A 19,414-nucleotide genomic window follows, 5' to 3' on the forward strand; every position below is an offset into this window, starting at 1 on the left:
CATTAGCGGAACTACTTTTCTATTGGAAAAAGGCAATTGATTCTCTTATTTGTAGGTGGCAGCCAGTTCCAGTGCTTTGTAAGCATTTACCACACCACCGGTGCGGCAGAGGTCTGTCATCTGTACTGTTTTAGGCTGACCATCTTCGAAGATGGTTACCGGGTGGTCTACTTTTACCACTGATTTCAGGATGATATCTTTTACCTGTATTGCACTCAGTTTAGGGTAATAAGAACGGATCAGGGCCGCCAGACCGGTTACTACAGGGGCCGCCATACTGGTACCGTCATGATAATCGTAATGAGAACCCGGGGTAGATGAGTAGATGCCTACACCAGGCGCAAATACATCTACAGAGACCTTCCCGTAGTTAGAGAATGGTGCTGCCAGTGTTTCATCATTGTCAGGGCCGGATGCACCCACTTCTATCCAGGCAGTTGCAGTATCACCATTCTGGTAAACACGGCTGGGGTAGTTAGGTGTAATGTCTATATTCTCTGCGTCATTACCTGCGGCATGAACCAGTAACACGTCTTTGGAAATGGCATATTTAACCGCCTCGTCCACCACATTCTTGTTGGGGGAGTAGGCCTTGCCGAAACTCATATTGATTACACGGGCGCCATTGTCTGCCGCATAGCGGATCGCATTGGCTACGTCCTTGTCTCTTTCATCGCCATTAGGAACAGCCCTTACCGACATGATCTGTACATTGCCGGCAACACCATTGATGCCCAGGTTGTTATTCCTGCCGGCGCCAATGATACCTGCCACGTGTGTACCATGGTCAGCATCCGGGCCGGTTGCATCACCGGACCCATAATATCTTTCTGTCGGATTGTTATAATCGTCGCCCACAATAGCGCGGGGATCGTAATCCAGGTTCAGCTGGTATTGTACCTGCTCTTTATAATGAGCTACGGCAGCGTCCAGTTCTTTTTCCCGGAAGGTCTTAAAGTCAGGGAAACGCTCCAGCTGCTGGGAAACCACCTGTTTGATCTGTGCTTCTGCAGGGTTCTGCGGCGTATAGGCCTGTAACTCTGCCGCTGTCGGGTTATTATTACCCAGTTTGATCAGCATGGTATCCAGCATACCCACAAAACGGGTGATACCATAGAGTGTTTGCTGCGCTTCTGACAGTTTCAGCTCATATTTGCTTCTGAGTACTTTGTATTGGTACAGTCCGGCGGTGTCTTTAGGTACACTATTCAGACTGCCGAATTGCTTCTGTTGCTGGCGGATAATACGGGTGAGCTCGAGGTTGTCGTAGTCGACATTACCCTTTGTAGAACCGATGAAGTTCCATCCATTGATATCATCTGCGTAGTGGTTCTTATCATCATCTTTACCATTGCCTCGTTTTTCCTTAGCGTTTACCCACAGCACGCTTTTCAGGTCCTCATGAGTTGTATCAATACCGCTGTCTATTACTGCGACAATTACTGGTTTGGATTTCTTGTCCTTCAGCAGTTCTGTATAGGCTTTCTCAACACTGATACCGAATACGGAATCTTTCTGAAGGTCCATGTTCTGCCAGTTCTGCGTCTGCGCCTGTGCAATATAACCTGACAATAATAATGAGGCAATGACTGCCGACCGCTTAAAGATATTCATGTGATAAATCATTGAATCAGCTGTAGTCCTGTTCTATATATGACTAGCTGGGGTTGGTTTAAGATTGAATTGAATATTGTTAAAAAATGCTACGTCCAATCCTGAGTTGCTCTGACCGTGCTCCTGAAGGAAATACTGTTGCGCAAGGTAGAAATTTAATAGTATTGGAAATGTTAAAAGTTGCCCAGTGGTAAGGGATTTATTCAAGTGGATTAACTGTTTTTTCTTAGAACCGGATGTTATAAGGGTAATATTTCATTGAGAAATAGGTTTTGCGGGCAGATTTAATAAATATCCTGCTGGAAGCTGGAAGGGCGTTTATTCGTGAGCTGATAAAATACTTTACTAAAAGCGGCAATACTGCTATACCCGGTCTGATAAGCGATTTCGCTCAATGTCTGGTTGGTTTGAAGGATCATTTCGATGCCTTTCACAACCCTTAACGTCTTCAGGTATTGCACAAAAGACATGTCGAGAATATTGGTGAAGAGGCGGGAAAGCGTACGTGGGCTTAAGTCGAACTGATGACTGACACTTTCCAGTGTCAGCTGCTGGTCAAAATGCTGCGCAATGTATTGCAGTACCGGCTGCAGCCGCTCATGTTGTGTGGTTGGTAATGCCACAGGCAATGCCGTGGTACTGATATCGGGTAAAATATCCTTCATGGCGCTCAGAAAGCTGAAGCCGGGATCACCTGGTAATACATGCCGTTCCCAGCGGGCTGAATAGCTGATCATTTGCAACAGTAATTCATTGACAGGGTAGATGCCCAGGCGGCTATAAAAAGGGTTCAGATGATCATTATGACTATAGAAATACAGGTTACGCGTAGTGGTCGCTTTTGAATGTTTTATCTGCATGTAATGCTGCTGATGTTTCGGTATCCATATATAATGACGGGCCGGAATTACATAGGACCGGTCAGGCATATTGCAATATGCAATACCTCCTTCTACGTAGGTCAGCTGCCCTTTCTCATGCGTATGCATGGAAAACCTTCTCTCTACTTTTTCGTGCAAAACATAGACTGATTGCGGATGTACATCTATCTCACTTAAATAACCTGCCAGGGGCTGCATGTTCTTAAATGGCTTGAATGGATAAATAATTGGCAATTTAGATAAAAGTGTTCATATCCACGCATAGTACCTTTGCATGCAGAATAAAGAATATGTGTACGACTATCAGAAAGGCATACGTCCTGTTGCCTTTTATGTTTCTGACATTGTGTGTAACGGCACAACAACCTCATAACACCACCCAACCGTTACATCTATCGATTGAGCAGATATGGGAACAGGCGGAATTAAACAATAAGCGGATAGCAATGTCCAGGCTGGGCGTGGAAAGGAGTAAAGAAGCATGGAAGGATGCGAAGGCTGAGCGACTACCGGAGATCAATGCTGCAGGTGCATATGCGCGTGTAACAAATATGCCGATATATGAAGACGGCCTCTTTCATACACCACAACAGTTTCCTGTCTTGCATAACTATTATAAGATAGGAGGAGAAGCATACTTTAACATCTACAACGGGAATAAAACGAGCCTTGAAATAAAAAAAGAAGCGACGGAACATGCAATAGCTGAACAACAGCAAAACCTGACCGTGTCTGAAGTGAAATTCAATGCGGCAGTCTGTTACCTGGATCTGGCGCGTAGTTGCAGGTTTAAAGAATTAATAGCAAAGGATATTGACGAACAGGAAAAGCAACTCGCCCATATCCGGGAATTACAGAAAAATGGCGTTGTGCTGAAAAGTGATGTACTAAGAGCTGAATTGAAATTATCGCGTCAGCAAATGGGGATGGTACAGATCAACAATGATATTGCCATCGCCAGTCAGAAGCTGGCTATTATGATCGGGGCAGATGAGCATGTACTGATAGCGCCTGACACCTCATTGGCAGAACAGGCTGTCGTACCGGGTACATATGAAGATTATCTAACCACTGCTGCAGATCATGCATATGAATATAAGATATCCGAAGGAGAGACGGCACTCAGAGCACTATCGCTTAAACAGGTAAAAGCAAATGTATCTCCGAAGGTTGGTTTGTTTGCAGAATATGCATGGGCTTATCCGCAGATACAGTTCTATCCTTATGCGGGGGCGGCGTATGGGTTGGGGATGTATGGCGTGAAAGCATCTTTTCCTATCTCTTCTTTTTATCAGAATAAGCATAAGGAAAAGATGGCGAAGTTACAATTGGAAAGACAGGAAGTAGAACATATGGAAATAGGCGACGAGATAAGAGAAGAGGTAAACGAGGCATTCCTGCGTTATAAGGAGGCCCTGACACGTATAGACGTGGCAAAAACAAATGTAAAACAAGCTGCAGAAAATCTCAGGATTGTGAACAATACCTATTTCAATCAGCTCTCTCTTATGACAGATCTGCTTGATGCGGATACACAAATGTTACAGACCCGTTTCGACCTGGTGTCGGCCAATATTGCTGCGCGCGTCAGGTATTACCAGTTACAAAAAGTTATAGGCAATTTATAAATTATGACAGGCAAGAGGAATAAATATGCGAAGACGGACAGGCTGATCACGGCTATTACCGGCTGGATAGCCGGTATCATCCTGGTAGCGCTGGCTATCTGGGGAGGCGTTACACTGTTTGAACTGCGCAGGTATGAAGAGACCAATGATGCTCAGGTGGAGGAATATATCAACCCTGTTACCTCACGTGTAACGGGCTATATCAGTAAGATCAACTATGAGGAAAACCAGGATGTAAAAAAAGGAGATACCTTATTGGTGATAGATGACAGCGAATATGTTTTGCAGGAACAGGAGGCGAATGCCGCACTGATGAATGCAAGAGCACAGATACAGGTCCTGGAAAGTAATGTAGTGACCAGCAGTAAAACTGCTGATGGTACGCAGGCGCAGATCGCAGCTGCAAAAGCGAAACTCTGGAAGCAGCAGCAGGAATATGATCGTTATAAGAAATTGTACGATGCAGAATCGGCTACAAAACAACAACTGGAGAATGTGGAAACAGCCTTGAATGTGGCAAAGGCGGACTATGAATCTGTTGTTAACAATTACGATGCTGCCGTATCAAAAGTTAATGATATCAGGTCACAGAAAGCGGTATTAAACGCCGAGATACAACGAAGGGAAGCGCTGCTCGGACGTAACAAGCTGGACGTTTCCTACACAGTGATCAGGGCGCCTTATGATGGTAAAATGGGGCGCCGCACCATACAGGAAGGACAGCTGGTGCAGGCAGGACAGACCCTGGCATTTATTGTGAACCAGGCTACCGGTAAATGGATCATTGCTAACTTTAAAGAAACACAGGTCAGCAAAATGCATATAGGGCAGGCGGCCGACATTGAAATAGATGCTTTTCCAGGCAAAACCTTCAACGGAACGATAGAGTCATTATCACCTGCCACAGGTGCCCGTTTCTCGCTTTTGCCACCGGATAATTCATCGGGCAATTTCGTGAAGATCGTGCAACGCATACCCGTGCGTATTAAACTGACAAATGCTTCCAGCGAGACTACCCTGTTACGTGCAGGTATGAATGCTACCGTTTTAATCAGTAAGAAACATGGCTAAGCGTATTCCCATTTTTAAACCATGGGCGGCTGAATGGCTGATCAGGGTGGTGATCTTTATCAACCTGGTTCCTTCTATGCTGATGTTCGGGCTTTCAACTGCGTACGGGCCTGCCGCGGCGGGTTACTATGGTATTGAGCCCGCAGACGTGCAATATTCGATGGTATTATTCTATGCATCGCTGGCAGGATTTTTTGCACTGGAAAGAAGGTTCTTTGTTTTTATTGCCAGTAAAGAATATTTGATCATAGGAACTGTCATACAGATCATTGCTTCCTACGGCTGTTATATCACCCGCGATCTGCACGTATTATTGGGGCTTCGTTTCATACAGGGTATGGCGAACTGTGTAACCACGAGCGTATGTATTACGCTTGTGTTCAGCAGATTGCGGACAAACCGTGCCAGGGAGATCGGTTATTCCCTTTTTTATGGTACCCTGCTTTGTATCGCAGCCATCACTACATTATTGACCGCACCTGTCATTGATGCCTTTGATTATAATGTGCTGTACAAGTGGATGATCTTTATGTATATACCCGGTGCTGTACTGCTGGTCTTGATCATGAACCGGATACGGCTGAACAGGAAATTCCCTTTGTACCAACTTGACTGGGCCAGCTATGTGATCTATACTACGGCGCTTTGTTTGCTGGGATATATTCTCCTGTATGGGCAGCAGTATTACTGGTGGAACGATGACAGGATCATAATGGCCACCATAGCGGTGATAGTACTGGGAATTATACACGTGCTCCGGCAGCGTTCTTTAAAGCGACCATACCTGAGCCTGGATGTATTCCGTTACCGGAACTATGTGATAGGCGTCGGACTTATAGTGATCCTCTATATCTGCAGGGGAGCATTGAACATTACAACCAATTATTTTACTACTGTATTGGGTATGGACCCAAAACATTTGTCTTATATCCTCGTGGCCAATATTGGCGGTATTGCAGGTGGCGCTTTGTATTCATCAAGATGGATCGTCATGGAAAGGCCGGTGCGGTGGATATGGATAACAGGCTTTGCATTGCTGTTGGTATTTCATCTGTGGATGCATGCTTTATTTGCCACACAGGCAGATGCGTCCACCTTTATTGTACCATTGATCGTACAGGGGCTGGGTGCAGGAATGCTGATGGCGCCCATGATCATTTATACTATCTCTTCAGTACCATCGCACCTGGGAAGTACAGCCTCGGCAACAGGCGTCTTTTTCCGCTTTGCAGGCTTTTGCCTCAGTATAGCGCTCATCAACTACTTTCAACTCTTTTCAAGGAAGGTGCACTACAACCGTTTCCTTGAACTGGTCACTTCGCTGGATCCCTTTGTAACAGCAAGGCTGGAGGGATATAAAAGAGCTGTTACTGCAAAAGGGATTCCGGCAGACCAGGCTGCGAAAATGGCCAACGGATTATTATACCGCTCTGCAGATATACAGGCGCAGATCCGTTTTGCAATGGATTACTATTACCTGATCAGTTGCCTGCTGGTTGTGATCATTCTGTTGATCGCATTCGTACCTTATCTGAACAGAACTGTTATTAACCTGAGGAATAACCAGCCTGCGCCTGCCTCGTATTGAGTAAATATGATGATGGAGATTTGAACCGATTAGTTCCTGGTTTTCTCCTGCAACACCGCACTTAGGGATTTTCGCTTCAACTTTGCTTCTATCCAGGCAGAGAAGTCAAAAAGCTTCAGCTGCTGGCGTTCATATTTATCGGCTTTTATTTTCTCGAAACTGGCATTGATCTTTTTCCAGAGTGCTGCACGATAGGCTGTGACGGTAGGAATTTCGCCATTTCCAAGGAATTTGATAACTGTTCTCTCCAGCAGGTAAGAGCGTTTGGTATCCGGCTGCAGGTGACGCCGGAATGCTCTTGTCTCATAACGGATATATTCGTAATTCCCCAGTTCATATTGTATAAGCAGATGTACGAGGCGACAGGTACGATAAATAGGAAGTGTACTGTAAAGATTGCTTTGCAATACCTGCTCGAGACTATTGTGAGCATTGTTGATATCTTCATTGCCGAGGTAAATGAGTGTCATATGAAGATAGATCTCCGCCTGCTTGCTAATGTCCATCAACAGGATATTCTTCATTATCCCTGGCATATACTGCTGCAGTAATGTAAGTGCAAGTGAGAAATTACCACTGTCTATGTAAGCGCCTGCCTCATAGATAAATAACAGGCGTTGCCGCAGAATGTCGAAATAAACGCTATCTCCATTCAAACGTTTTACCTTGTCTATGAATGAAAATAGCTCCTCATAATGTTTTCCTGCCCGCAGGCTGTCCAGTATGCCTTCTACGATCAGCAAATGATCGGCTGGAGTATCTTCAAAAAGCTCAGGATGTGTATCCAGTAACTGATGTAGTTTATGGAATGCCTGTAATGCCGCAGGGTAGTCGCTGGTGATCAGGTGGTAGTGCGCTTCAAACAGGAGGTGGACTTTTAGACTGGTGGCCGAATGAGGCACAGGTGGAGGCATGCCGGCAGTCAGTGCATCTATCGTGTTCTGTTGGTGAACAGTACGGGTACTGCCTCTGTATAACAGGTGATGCCTGAGCGTTTCATACAGCGAAGTCTGTTGTCTTACCTGTTGCATAGTCTGCATTGTTTGCTGTATAGCAGCTTGTTTTTGTGACAGGTCTTCTTCTGTAATACCTGGAAAATTCATCTGTTGCAGCAGTTGCATCTCCTGTTGTTGTGCCCATAACTGCAACAATTGCTTTTCATTTGCTGATGCTGTTGTTTGGGCTTTATGTAATTGTTTCAATGCATCTTCATGCAGCGAGCGTTCAAAAAGAATATCACATTTCAGAATGCCTGCTGTGAGTGTAGCTGTAGGATGCCTTTGCATACGCAGATGCAGGAGGCAATCCAGTAACACTTTGTACAGGTATTTACTGCAAACTTCATAACTACAACCGGCATATTGTTGCTGAAACGCCTGCTTTAATTCAGCAGTACTTCTGAAAGACAGGCGTTCCATCATATTGAAAAGGTTGACATAGTCTTTATTACCCTGTTGAAGCGCCGTATACAAACGGAAATATCTTTTTTCAGCTTTTGTAAGTGTATTTATAAGTCTGCTAAGCATATCAGCTTTAGCCATAGTCCAGTTGGTTTAAATTTATAAGGCCCCCAAGCTTTCCATTTTTCAGTAACAGATCTGGTTGATACGAACCAAAATAAGTTAAATAACGAATAGTATCTAATGATGTTATAAAGACAATATTATTGCTTTCGGATTATCTTATTTGTATAATGATATTGTTATATTTGTGCTGTAATGTTTGATTATAATTAGTTGATTGTAAATTATATGAATTCTGTTTAGTTGCGGCAATTACCATTTAAAAGTCGTCTTGGGAATGTCCATTCTTTATAAAAAAAGGTTAAAAAGTTATCAGACGGCTCATTATATTTGAATCGTAATAAAGGCACAAATGCGACTAGCATTGTAACCTGTATTTTGTAGATTCCCGTTAACAAGCCCTGATGAAATGAAGAGTGTTAGTTAATCGTAAGAGTTCAACCTAAATCGCAAACCAAAAAAAATATTGTAGCAGGAACTAAGAAATCAAGTAAACAGGATTACAAGTAACCAGTAGCTTCACAAAGTATCAACAGCAAACAATTTATTTCTAAAACTTAAACATATTTCTATTGATGAAAAGTATACGCTAAAACGTTTTATACAAGCAGTTAAGAGATACTAAGTCCAATGCAGCAACACTGCATATTATTTATTTCACGTTATAGTTTCCACGGGTCAGGTTCGGTGTTGTTCTCCCAGTTTACTCAAGTATAAATACCACTTTTAGCGTTTAACTACGCGGGGGGAAGGCCTATCATTGTTGGCCTGTACCTTCTATTAGAATCAATTTCAGATAAAGGATGTAATCGATTACTCAGTGTGCTTTTGTCACTGTAGTGATCTGCTCTGCCTATTTTAAATCATTTACGTTATGCGTGTAATTGTACGGATCTTCATCACGTGCCTGGCTGTGTATTGCCCACGGTATGCCTTTTCACAGGATACAGTCAAACAATATCATCCGGTGGTGAAGTTGACAAAAGCGGATTCCATATCGCCTGAGCGCGAGCATATTTACCCTTATTCATCACTGCAACAGTTATTAAAAGGAAATACCGCGGGGATATACATACAGAAACCTACAGGGGAGTCAGGGTCCTTTAGCAGTATAGCTTTGAGGGGTACTGCGATCCCTTTCATCACGAGCAAGGATATCTATGAATCCCAGCCTACCATTGTGTTGGATGGTATTCCGCTTATCATGGATCATCCCTTTACTTTTGACATACAACTGTTCGGATACAATCACCTGGGGCCTGCTACCAATCTTTTATCTGCCATCGATATGAATAATATCGAGAAGATAGAAGTGGTCAAAGACTTCGGCAGAGCTGCATTGTACGGACCACGGGCTGTCAATGGCGGCGTGATATTGCTGACTACCAAGGCGCCTGTTACCGGCCGCCGGAAGATCAGCTTTAACACCTACTTTGGTGTGGTACAACGACCGCATATTTATACAACGAATGCGAAGTTTGAAAATGATTTCCGTCGGCGGTTCTATGATAAATATGCTACCACTGAGCAATTGCAAACCTACCCGCTCTATCTGCGCGACTCTACGAACAATGCTTATTACGGGCCATCCAACTGGACAGATCTTTATTTTAAGAATACACCGGTATATGGTGTAAATGCCAGTCTTTCCAGTGGCACCGACAGGGCGAACTTCAGGTTTGCCGCCGGCAATCAACGATCTGCCAATACCGCAGACAATAGCAGGATGGACAGGTACAACGCAATGTTTGAGATCAATATGGTGCCATTGCATGGATTTACAGTATCCTCCATGATCAGCGCTTCCAGGCTGGAAAGAACAAGGAGCAGATGGCTGCGCGACCGGTTTGCAGAAATGCAGTATCTGCCGGACCTGAGCAGTCCTCTGCCACCTAACAAGCAGTATTATGGACAGTATCTGAATGAGTTTACCAAATCATTCGACGATAACAAAACCAATGAAATAAACGGGTATTTTAAGATCAATATAAAGCCTTCCAACAGCCTGCAGATCAATTCACAGTTTGGGTTTGATTACAATGAAGGACTGAGGGACCTGTTCTATCCCAGTACCCTGCTGGAAACTGTGAACTACCTGTCTAACTATTTCGGGTATAATCAGCGGGTATTCTTCAATAATACCATTACCTACGATCACACTTTTAAACAGCAGCATCACCTGACCATCGAAGCTGGTGAGGGATTCCAGGCGGACTATCACCGGTATAACTATGCTTATGCCTATAAAGGACCTAATGATCTGATCCGTATCAACCTGTTACATTCTGACAATACGAAAACAGAATACCTGTCGCCAAAGTCATTCGATCATGCATTGATCTTTTCTTTCCTCGACAAGCAACGCGCCCGCTTGTTGTCTTTTTATGGTCGTGCGGCTTATTCCTACAACGAACAACTGGACTTTTCCGTATTGTTGCGCGCAGACGGTTCTTCCAGCGCACAGCCTGACAACTGGTGGTTATTTACCCCAACATTCTCTGCAGGATTGAATGTTAAAAATACCTGGCTAAAAGATAACGATGCTATCAACGCATTAAAGCTGCAAGCCAGCTGGGGAAGAGTAGGCCGGTTGATGCCGGACGACCGTTTCGGTGAAGGATCGCAATATACTTCCGACCTTTCATTCAGTAATAACCCCGTTCGCTTCTCCTATAACGGTTTTCCGGGTATCAGCCGGGGCTACTCTTCGGGTTATATTGGCTACGGTATCACATGGCCTTATGCCGACCAGCTGAACGTAAATATCAGTACAGCATTGCTGAACAATAAACTGCAGGTCTCCCTGGACCTCTATAACAGGACCGATCATAACATGTTGCTGGGTGTGCCTTTTTCGGCAGAATACGGTTATAACCTCCGTTATAAGAATGGGATGACTGTGCGCAACCGTGGGATAGATCTAGCCCTGAAGGCTGCAGTACTGCCTGCAAAGAGCGCTGTCCAGTGGGTGCCTGGTATCACCCTCAATTACAACAAAAATACTTTGCTCGCTTTACCGGACGGTTTGAACGAACTGACTGTTGCCAATGGCAGCAAACTATTGAAGGTTGGTAAGGCAATAGATCAATATTGGGTATTGGAGAATGAAGGTATCTATAACCGCGATGCGGATATTCCCACCAGCCAGGAAGGCAAACGCCTGAACTACAAAGGTATTCCCCTGATGGCCGGCGATCCCCGCTGGAAAGATATCAACGGCGATAACGTGATCGATGATAAGGACAAGGTATTAAAGGGACATGTTTCGCCTGTTATCTCCGGTGGGTTTAACAACGACATTTACTGGAAAGGGTTTACGCTTGGCCTGTCATTTTATTATGCGCTTGGCAGAAAGGTCATGAATGCAGAAGTAGCAGATCGTTTTGATTTCATTAACAGGGAGGGGAAAATTGATATGAGCGCGGTAAAGGAGATCACTTTCTGGAGCAAGGTAGGCAACTATGACAAATACCCCTTATACAACCCATGGAGCACGGTAGATGCATACCGTATAGATCAGGACCTGTTCCTGGAAAATGGTTCCTTCCTGAAACTGCGTAACCTGTCCCTGCAGTACGATGTAACAACGGCGAAGTGGTGGAACAAGAAAGGCAGGATCAACGGACTGGCTATTTATGCTACTGCTACGAATGTTTTTACGATCACACCTTATACCGGGGGCGATCCTGAGCTGGTTGATTTCAATGGTTTTGATACTGGCTATTCACTGCCACTATCCAGGACATATACAATAGGGTTAAAAATGGATCTCTGATGAAACGCTTATTCCTGATAACAATCATTTTCTATTGCACCGCATTTACCGGTTGCAGGAAATTGCTGGATATTGATTCCTCTCATGCTGTATCAGAAGAGAATTTCTGGAACTCGCATGAAGATACTCGTACAGCGTTGGTAGCTGTTTACGGCCTGCTTCGTGCTGCCATGGCAGATAATAATGCCTGGTGGATGTACGGTGAACTACGCAAAGGCGATTTCTATGCACTGCAACGGCAGGATATGAAAGCCATCATACGCAATGATCTGAGGGCTGCTTATCCCTTACTGGAATCACTATCCAACTGGCGCCGCTTTTATGCCGTGATCAATGCTGCTAATATGTTCCTTGAGCATGTGGGAGAGGTAAAAGCGCGTGATCCTAAATACTCCGAGGAAAATATGCGTGTGGACATTGCACAAATGCGTTGTATACGGGCATATGTTTATTTCTTTCTCGTATCGGTGTGGGGTGATGTGCCACTGATCACATCATCGCATGATGGCGAATTTGCCAATAAACCCAGGGAAGATAAACAGACCGTACTCGCATTCGTGGAAAAGGAACTGGTGCAGTCTGCCGCCGATCTTCCATATAAATACAGTGCTGATGATCCGCAACAATCAGGCTCCTACTACAATGAAAGCAGTACCCGCTGGTATGGTGTACTGGCACGTAAACATACTGCCTATGCAATCCTTGCCCATGTGGCCGCATGGCAGGGAAAGTATGTTGACGCCTCTGTATATGGCCAGTTTGTGTTGGACAACTACTCCAAAGGAGGCAGTTACTATGTGGGTACAGATGAACTGGTAAGCGGCAACGGATTTTTCAAATGGAAGAAAGACAACCATATCCTTGCTTTTAATTTTGACTGGGGGCATGTGGATGCTTCTTTCTCCGGCCACCTGGAAGAAATGACCCTGGCAGCCCCGGTTATCAATAAAGCACTACCGGATATCTATGTGCCGAAAGACACTATCCTGTCAGTATTCGACCAGCCGGTGGATGAACGCTTTAGCCTCGATACACTGACAGGCGTACCTACTTCGCAACGTTACTTTACCAATTTCAACAGCCAGATTCCCATCTTCAGTAAAATAAAGGTCATTCAGGATGGCAATACTTCCGACCCTTCTTTCAGGATCTATTCCAGCACTATTGTGATTACCCGCCTGGAGAACATTGCATTGCTGCAGGCAGAAGCACTGGCCGTAATAGGAGAACAGCAGCGGGCTATTGATCTGCTTAACACGATCAGGGACCTGCGCAGGATAAAACGTTACGACAGTGCCAGGGAAGGCGACCTGATAGATGCCATTTTCAAAGAGCGGCGTAAAGAGTTGATGGGAGAAGGCTGGCGCTGGTTTGACCTCATCCGCTACAACAAGATCAAACAGAATGATCCCGCTTTTATGGAGCTGATTGCCAAAGGGGGCATCTATTGGCCGGTGGCTGACGAGGTCATTAAACAAAATCCATTGATCACCCAGAATCCTTATTGGCAATGATAAAAACGATGAGATATATGACCAACATAAAGATGCTCCTGCTGGCAGGACTGGGTATACTGTTGTTATCTCCTGCCTGCAAAAAGGATAGCGGCTATTACAATTATGAGAATCAGCTGAGGGAATTTGATGGCAGCACCCTTGAGTTCCTGCAAAGTGAGCATCAGTACGATTCCTTTTTACTGGCAGTGGAAAGGGTGCATCTGACAGATACATTGAAGTCCGGTCTGTACACGGTATTCGCTCCTACTGACGCCAGCTTCAAACAGGCGATCGAGAATATGAATACGCTCCGCACCATCCAGGGACGGGGACATATGTTCATCAGCACAGTGCCTTATGAACAACTGGATACGCTCGTATGCCGCTATATAGTCCGGGACACTTTTGCTTCCCGCGCTATGGTATTGCAGGACGGTATTGGGCTGACGGCTATCAGGTACAACTATCCTATGCATGGCAAGTTCAATCGTACAGATGCGGAAGGCCACGTAAATGGTGGGCCCGGCGTGATCACCTTCAGTGATACAAAAGGAGTGATATATACTAATCGCTGGAGTAATGCCAGCACGGTAGCTATTGACATTAAAACCAAAACAGGGCTGGTGAATGTGCTGGACAAAGACCACATGTTCGGCTTTGACGAATTCATTCCCCGGATGAACCCAACTGTATCTACTCCCTGGAATGAATTCCCTTTTTATATACCTGGTGTAATCGGGCTGGAACAATTCAACCGCGGTGGCAACAAGGTGGCATACCTGGACTTCTCCCTGAATAACCAGGGAGGACAGTACCGTCCCGCCGATCAGGTGGATATCACCACTGCTTCCAGTGAAAATGGCCTTAAGGTGGGATGGACAGAAACCGGGGAGTGGATGGATTATACGGTGCAGGTAACGGAAACCGGTGAATATGATATGACCTTACGTTACGGTAGCGGTGGAAGTGATGGCCGGGTACACCTGGAAATAGATGGAAAGCCTGTAGTAGGTAGTGCGCTGGTGATGCCGGGAACAGGTGGATACGATAGCTTTCGTGATATTACTACAACAGTGCAGCTGACCGCAGGCCGCCATCTCATGAAGATATTCTATGACTTTGCCAACTTCGATCTGCGTTACCTCAAATTCATGCGTAAAGGCGCCCCGATGACTATCCCTGGTGTGATCACTCTGGAGGACTTTGACAACGGAGGAGAAGGTGTCGCATACCACGATAATAATACGGGAAATAACGGAGGTAAATACCGCCCCTCTGAAGGAGTGGATATTGACTTCTCCAGAAATGAGGGTGGCGGCTACCAGGTAGGCTGGACCGAGACGGGAGAATGGATGAATTATACAGTAGTGGTGAAAGAAACAGGCTACTATAACACATACATACTCGCCGGTTCTGAAAGGAGTGATGGCGTTGTTCATCTTGAATTTGATGGTGTGGATGTTACCGGTCCGCTGAAAATGCCTAACACCGGCGATTATCATAAAAGGCAGAATGTCACCACCAGTATCTATCTCACCAAAGGCACGCATGTGATGCGCTTCTTTGTAGATCATGAAGGATTTGATGTGAAGTCTGTCACATTCCGGCCATTAAACTAAAACATTACTACCCATGCGGCGACTTTCTATATTACTGTCTTTATCACTATTGTTCTTTGCCTGCCGGAAATGGGCGGCAGATGATCTTGACTACCTTAGCAAACGGGCGGTGTACAACCAGCGGGTATTCTCTCCTATACTGGGAAGAACAACTTTATACTCCCAGATCTTCAACACAGACAATTCTACCACACCCATCAACTTCCGTATACTGAACGTCAGGTACAAGAAGGATGGTAAACCTACCAATGATTTTGAGCAGAAAGTGCAGGCACTGGTCTGGAAAGTGGCTTATACCGGCGAGGAAAAATCACTGGCGGAAATAGAAGCCAAACGTGGTATAGAGACTCATTCCGCCTTTGAAGTAAGGCAACAATCGGGCGATTTTGTTTTCTGGGCAGAAGCGAACGGTACTTCCATGCGCCAGCAGCCGGACTCCGGTTATTTGTTCGACGTGGAAGCTTCCAACTCCGGGGGCACCAACATGTACAAAGATCTTTCCCTGATGCCGTTCAGGGAACAGACCTATGCGCCTTATGAATATGATGCGATCACGGGCCTGCATCGTGCTAATTATCCCAATCCCAGTGATTCATCCGTATTTGAGTTGATCTATAATCACCCGGGTGTATACAACATGATAGATGATGGCACCAACCTGCAATTGAAAGGCGATAGTGTCAGGGTGTTCTTTCATCGCAAAGGGGATGGCAATGCTTTATCATTCAAGTTTATGGATAAAGATTCCCTGCCCATCAATCCTGAGAAGTTCAATCTCACACCCTGGGATTCTCTGTTACATGGCTTCAATAAACAGATGACTGCAACGGAAGTGACGTACCAGGTGGCTTATCCGATCCCGGCAATGCGCTTTAAAACACGTTACACTAACGGAGACGGATCACAGGCATATGTGAAGTTCAGCTTCAGCAGGCTTGGATTTGGGAATATCAGGGAGATAGGCATATTGGACCTGAATTTCAATATCTACCAGAAAGGCGACTGGGAAATCATTTTCTATTTCCGGAATAATCCAAGGTTCAGGGATGAATGAGTTAACAACACAAAAAACTGTGACTATGCAATGTCTGCGTTTATATAAAATGATAGGGCTGTTACTGTTGCTGCCGCTACTGGTGGCACAGGCGCAGGATAAAATACAGGTAAAGGGCGTGGTAAGGGATGCTCAGACCAATGAGCCGCTGGTAGGCGTAAGTATCATGGCGGGTACTCCACCCAAAGCAGTAGGCGTTACCAATGCTTCAGGCGCCTTCAGTGTGTCTGTTGCTGCAGACGCTAACTTACTGTTCCGTTATATCGGGTTTTCAGACTATAAGTTTAAGCTGAAAGACAAACGAGACCTGGTGATAAGGCTGGTGGTAACAGAGAACAAACTGAATGAAGCAATTGTGATCGGATACCAGAAGAAAACCAGGGAGGTTACTACAGGTTCCGCCGTGATAGTAAGTGGTAAGGAACTGCAGGATATTCCTGTATCCAATGTGGAACAACTCTTACAGGGGCGTGTAGCCGGTCTGAATATCCAGAATAACACCGGTACGCCGGGCGGCCGTGGTATTATACAGATCAGGGGTTTGTCCAACATCAGCGTTACTGGCAGCGGTAATGACGCCTTTCTTTCTCCTACGTCCCCGCTATACGTGATAGATGGCGTACCGGTAGAAGCAGATGCCAATTTTGAATATGGATATCAGTCGGCGGGACCGGGTGTAAGTCCCCTGTCACTGATCCCTCCTGAAGATATTGAAAGCATGGAGATCCTGAAAGATTCACAGGCTACGGCCCTGTATGGATCCAGAGGTGCGTATGGTGTGATCCTGATCACGACAAGACGCGGTAGTTCTCCTATTCCCCTGGTGAGGTATACGGGCAATTTCTTCATCAACAATCCTCCTAAACTACGCCCCACTATAGGCGGTAAGGAGGAAAGAAGGATCAGACTGGGAATGATCTATGGAGGAAATAACATGGATGATATCTACAAGATCTCTAACCAACCATTCCTGGCGGATAGTCTGAATCCTTACTACAACAATTCCACGGACTGGCAGGATGTATTCTATGCTACTACGTACAACCAGACGCACAACGTGAATATCAGCGGTGGCGATCCGAAGTTTAACTATAAAGTAGACCTGGGATACTATCATGAAAATGGAGTGATCCGCAATACGGGATTTGACCGCTATTCTATCAATACAAATATGCTGTATCAGCCTAATCCTAAATTCAGGGTGTTCACGACTTTATCTACACAGGTGGGTAGAAGGAATAAGGGAGATGGTAATGGTCTTACACAAAGTGGCGTATCGAGTAATGCGTCGGCTTCGTCCCTGTTACCGGGACCTTCTTTCTACCAGAGCACTGCCGGTGTATTGTCGGCATTGAACACCAGGAACGACAATAAAACAGGCAACGTGCGCAGCAGCCTTGATGTGAGCTATCAGCTGGTAAAAGGACTGAACCTGGGATCAAGTGTGAGTTATGAATATGCTTCCAATACGGAAGACAGGTTCACTCCTGCAGAGGCACATAACGATTTCTCACAGATCTACGCTTACAATGACCGGAAGTACACGCTGTACAACCGCAATACGATATCCTATAACTATATCCTGAATACAAACCATAATTTCTTCATTTCTGCTTTTAACGAATTCTATAACCGCGGTTTCCAGGCACAGGTGATTCAGCAGGAAAAAACGCCGAATAACCAATACGAGGGACCGCTCGGTTATGATGGATATGCTTCCCGCGGGGGAGGTCTCCTGGATAACTACAGCAAACAGCATGTGGCCTCCTTTGCAGGAACATTTTCCTACAATTACAAGCAGAAATATGTATTGGATGTCAGTTACCGTATGGATGGTACATCCAGCAGCGGTTTTGAAGATCCTTACTCCAAGAACCCGGCTGTCGGTATCCGTTGGAACTTCAACAAAGAGCCGGGTCTTAGCGACAGCAAATGGCTCACTTATGGATCCCTGCGTGGTAGCTGGGGCCAGAACATCGTACCTACGGGTGACATCTTTTCCATCTATGGAACCTACGATCCCCGCGGTACCTATAATGCCAATCCACGCTTAGGTATCAACTTCGGCCAGCTGCCCAATACGTACCTGCAGCCTACCGCCACAACGCAGTATAATTTTGGTTTCGAGGCAGGATTCTTTGACAGCAGGGTAGAGGTGATCTTCGATGGTTATTATAAAACAGTGAAAAACCTGTTGCGTACCAAGTCATTGTCCAACATCACCGGCTTCAATGAGATCACTACCAATGAGACCTCACTGATCAATTATGGATATGAACTGACTTTCACCTTCCGTCCTTTACCGCGTACCAGCGCCGTACAATGGACCATCTCACTGAATGGCGCCCTGAATAAGGATGTGCTGACCAGTCTTCCGAACGGTGCAAGACAACTGGTGCAATACGACAATTCGACCAGCCAGCATACCTTGTTCCGTGTAGGACGCAACAGTCTTACCAACTACCTGTTGAAAACAGAAGGCGTGTACGCCACCGATGCAGACGTACCGGTAGACCCTGCTACAGGGCAACGTTACCGTACTGCAAACGGTACTTTCTTTAAAGCGGGCGATCCTATCTGGAAGGATGTGGATGGCAACTACATACTGGATGGGAATGATTATGTGCCTGCCGGTAACTCGCAACCATTGATCACGGGAGGTATACAGTCTTATGTGAACTGGAAGAGCTTCTCCCTCAACATCAGCAGTTCTTTCACGCTCATCAGGGATATCCTGAACAACGCATTTGCCGAAAGAATGCAGTTCCTGGGAGATCCTTATAACAAGAAAGCGATGGTTGATTTCAATGATGTGGACTATTGGAAAGGACCTGGTTCCACAGCGAAATATCCCAATCCATTTGACTATAAACGTTACAATGATATAAGGCCTTACCGTTATGATCAGACCCTGATACAGGAAGACGGTTCTTACTTCAAGATCAATACGGTAACACTGGCTTATCTGGTGAACAGGAAATTCACCAGCCGTTACAGTATCAACTCTGTCCGCATGTATCTGTCTGCCAATAACCTGATCACATTCTCGCCATACAGCGGCCCCAACCCGGAGAACGTATCTGCTCTGGGGCGCGATCAGTCGGGAGGTTATCCTATTGCCCGCAGTTACAACTTCGGGATGAATGTTGAATTCTAATGTTTTTA

General features: G+C 45.4%; 11 protein-coding genes. 8 read left to right on the top strand and 3 right to left on the bottom strand.

Features of this window, described 5'->3' with window-relative positions:
* Positions 1 to 45: 45 nt before the first annotated feature.
* The gene (locus MYF79_RS08910; protein ID WP_247813474.1) at positions 46 to 1,614 is read right to left on the bottom strand and encodes a S8 family peptidase; all 1,569 of its coding nucleotides are present in this window, start codon (positions 1,612 to 1,614) and stop codon (positions 46 to 48) included.
* A gap of 284 nt (positions 1,615 to 1,898) precedes the next feature.
* On the bottom strand, positions 1,899 to 2,729 hold the full coding sequence (locus tag MYF79_RS08915; protein ID WP_247813475.1) for an AraC family transcriptional regulator: 831 nt from the start codon (positions 2,727 to 2,729) through the stop codon (positions 1,899 to 1,901).
* Positions 2,730 to 2,785: 56 nt separating this feature from the next.
* Here MYF79_RS08915 and MYF79_RS08920 point away from each other — a divergent pair, with 56 nt between their 5' ends.
* From MYF79_RS08920 to MYF79_RS08930, 3 genes are read left to right on the top strand one after another with little or no spacing between them, the layout of a single operon-like run.
* Positions 2,786 to 4,123: a TolC family protein gene (locus MYF79_RS08920; protein WP_247813476.1), complete on the top strand. Its 1,338-nt coding sequence runs from the start codon at positions 2,786 to 2,788 to the stop codon at positions 4,121 to 4,123.
* 3 nt (positions 4,124 to 4,126) lie between these two features.
* Positions 4,127 to 5,194, top strand: a complete 1,068-nt coding sequence (locus MYF79_RS08925; RefSeq protein WP_247813477.1) for an HlyD family secretion protein — start codon at positions 4,127 to 4,129, stop codon at positions 5,192 to 5,194.
* Positions 5,187 to 6,782 (top strand): MFS transporter, encoded by a 1,596-nt coding sequence (locus tag MYF79_RS08930; protein WP_247813478.1) that lies wholly within the window; start codon positions 5,187 to 5,189, stop codon positions 6,780 to 6,782. Before MYF79_RS08925 ends, MYF79_RS08930 begins: the two co-directional genes overlap by 8 nt.
* 29 nt (positions 6,783 to 6,811) lie before the next feature.
* Here the strand turns inward: MYF79_RS08930 and MYF79_RS08935 are convergent, their stop codons facing one another.
* The gene (locus MYF79_RS08935) at positions 6,812 to 8,323 is read right to left on the bottom strand and encodes a hypothetical protein (protein WP_247813479.1); all 1,512 of its coding nucleotides are present in this window, start codon (positions 8,321 to 8,323) and stop codon (positions 6,812 to 6,814) included.
* A gap of 856 nt (positions 8,324 to 9,179) precedes the next feature.
* On the opposite strand from MYF79_RS08935, the gene MYF79_RS08940 reads away from it, so the two are divergent.
* Genes MYF79_RS08940 through MYF79_RS08960 form a run of 5 tightly spaced genes read left to right on the top strand, consistent with a single transcriptional unit; the run spans position 9,180 to position 19,406 of the window.
* On the top strand, positions 9,180 to 12,080 hold the full coding sequence (locus MYF79_RS08940) for a SusC/RagA family TonB-linked outer membrane protein (protein ID WP_247813480.1): 2,901 nt from the start codon (positions 9,180 to 9,182) through the stop codon (positions 12,078 to 12,080).
* Entirely contained in the window at positions 12,080 to 13,594 is a 1,515-nt protein-coding gene (locus tag MYF79_RS08945; RefSeq protein WP_247813481.1) for a RagB/SusD family nutrient uptake outer membrane protein, read from the top strand. The genes MYF79_RS08940 and MYF79_RS08945 overlap by 1 nt, the downstream gene beginning before the upstream one ends.
* Positions 13,595 to 13,611: 17 nt before the next feature.
* Positions 13,612 to 15,195, top strand: a complete 1,584-nt coding sequence (locus MYF79_RS08950; RefSeq protein ID WP_247813482.1) for a carbohydrate-binding protein — start codon at positions 13,612 to 13,614, stop codon at positions 15,193 to 15,195.
* A gap of 13 nt (positions 15,196 to 15,208) precedes the next feature.
* Positions 15,209 to 16,249 carry a DUF5007 domain-containing protein gene (locus MYF79_RS08955; RefSeq protein ID WP_247813483.1) on the top strand — a complete coding sequence of 347 codons (1,041 nt, stop codon included), beginning with the start codon at positions 15,209 to 15,211 and terminating at the stop codon, positions 16,247 to 16,249.
* A gap of 25 nt (positions 16,250 to 16,274) precedes the next feature.
* The gene (locus tag MYF79_RS08960) at positions 16,275 to 19,406 is read left to right on the top strand and encodes a SusC/RagA family TonB-linked outer membrane protein (protein ID WP_247813484.1); all 3,132 of its coding nucleotides are present in this window, start codon (positions 16,275 to 16,277) and stop codon (positions 19,404 to 19,406) included.
* Positions 19,407 to 19,414 lie beyond the last annotated feature (8 nt).

Origin of the sequence: Chitinophaga filiformis (genome assembly GCF_023100805.1) — a bacterium.
GTDB lineage: Bacteria > Bacteroidota > Bacteroidia > Chitinophagales > Chitinophagaceae > Chitinophaga > Chitinophaga filiformis_B.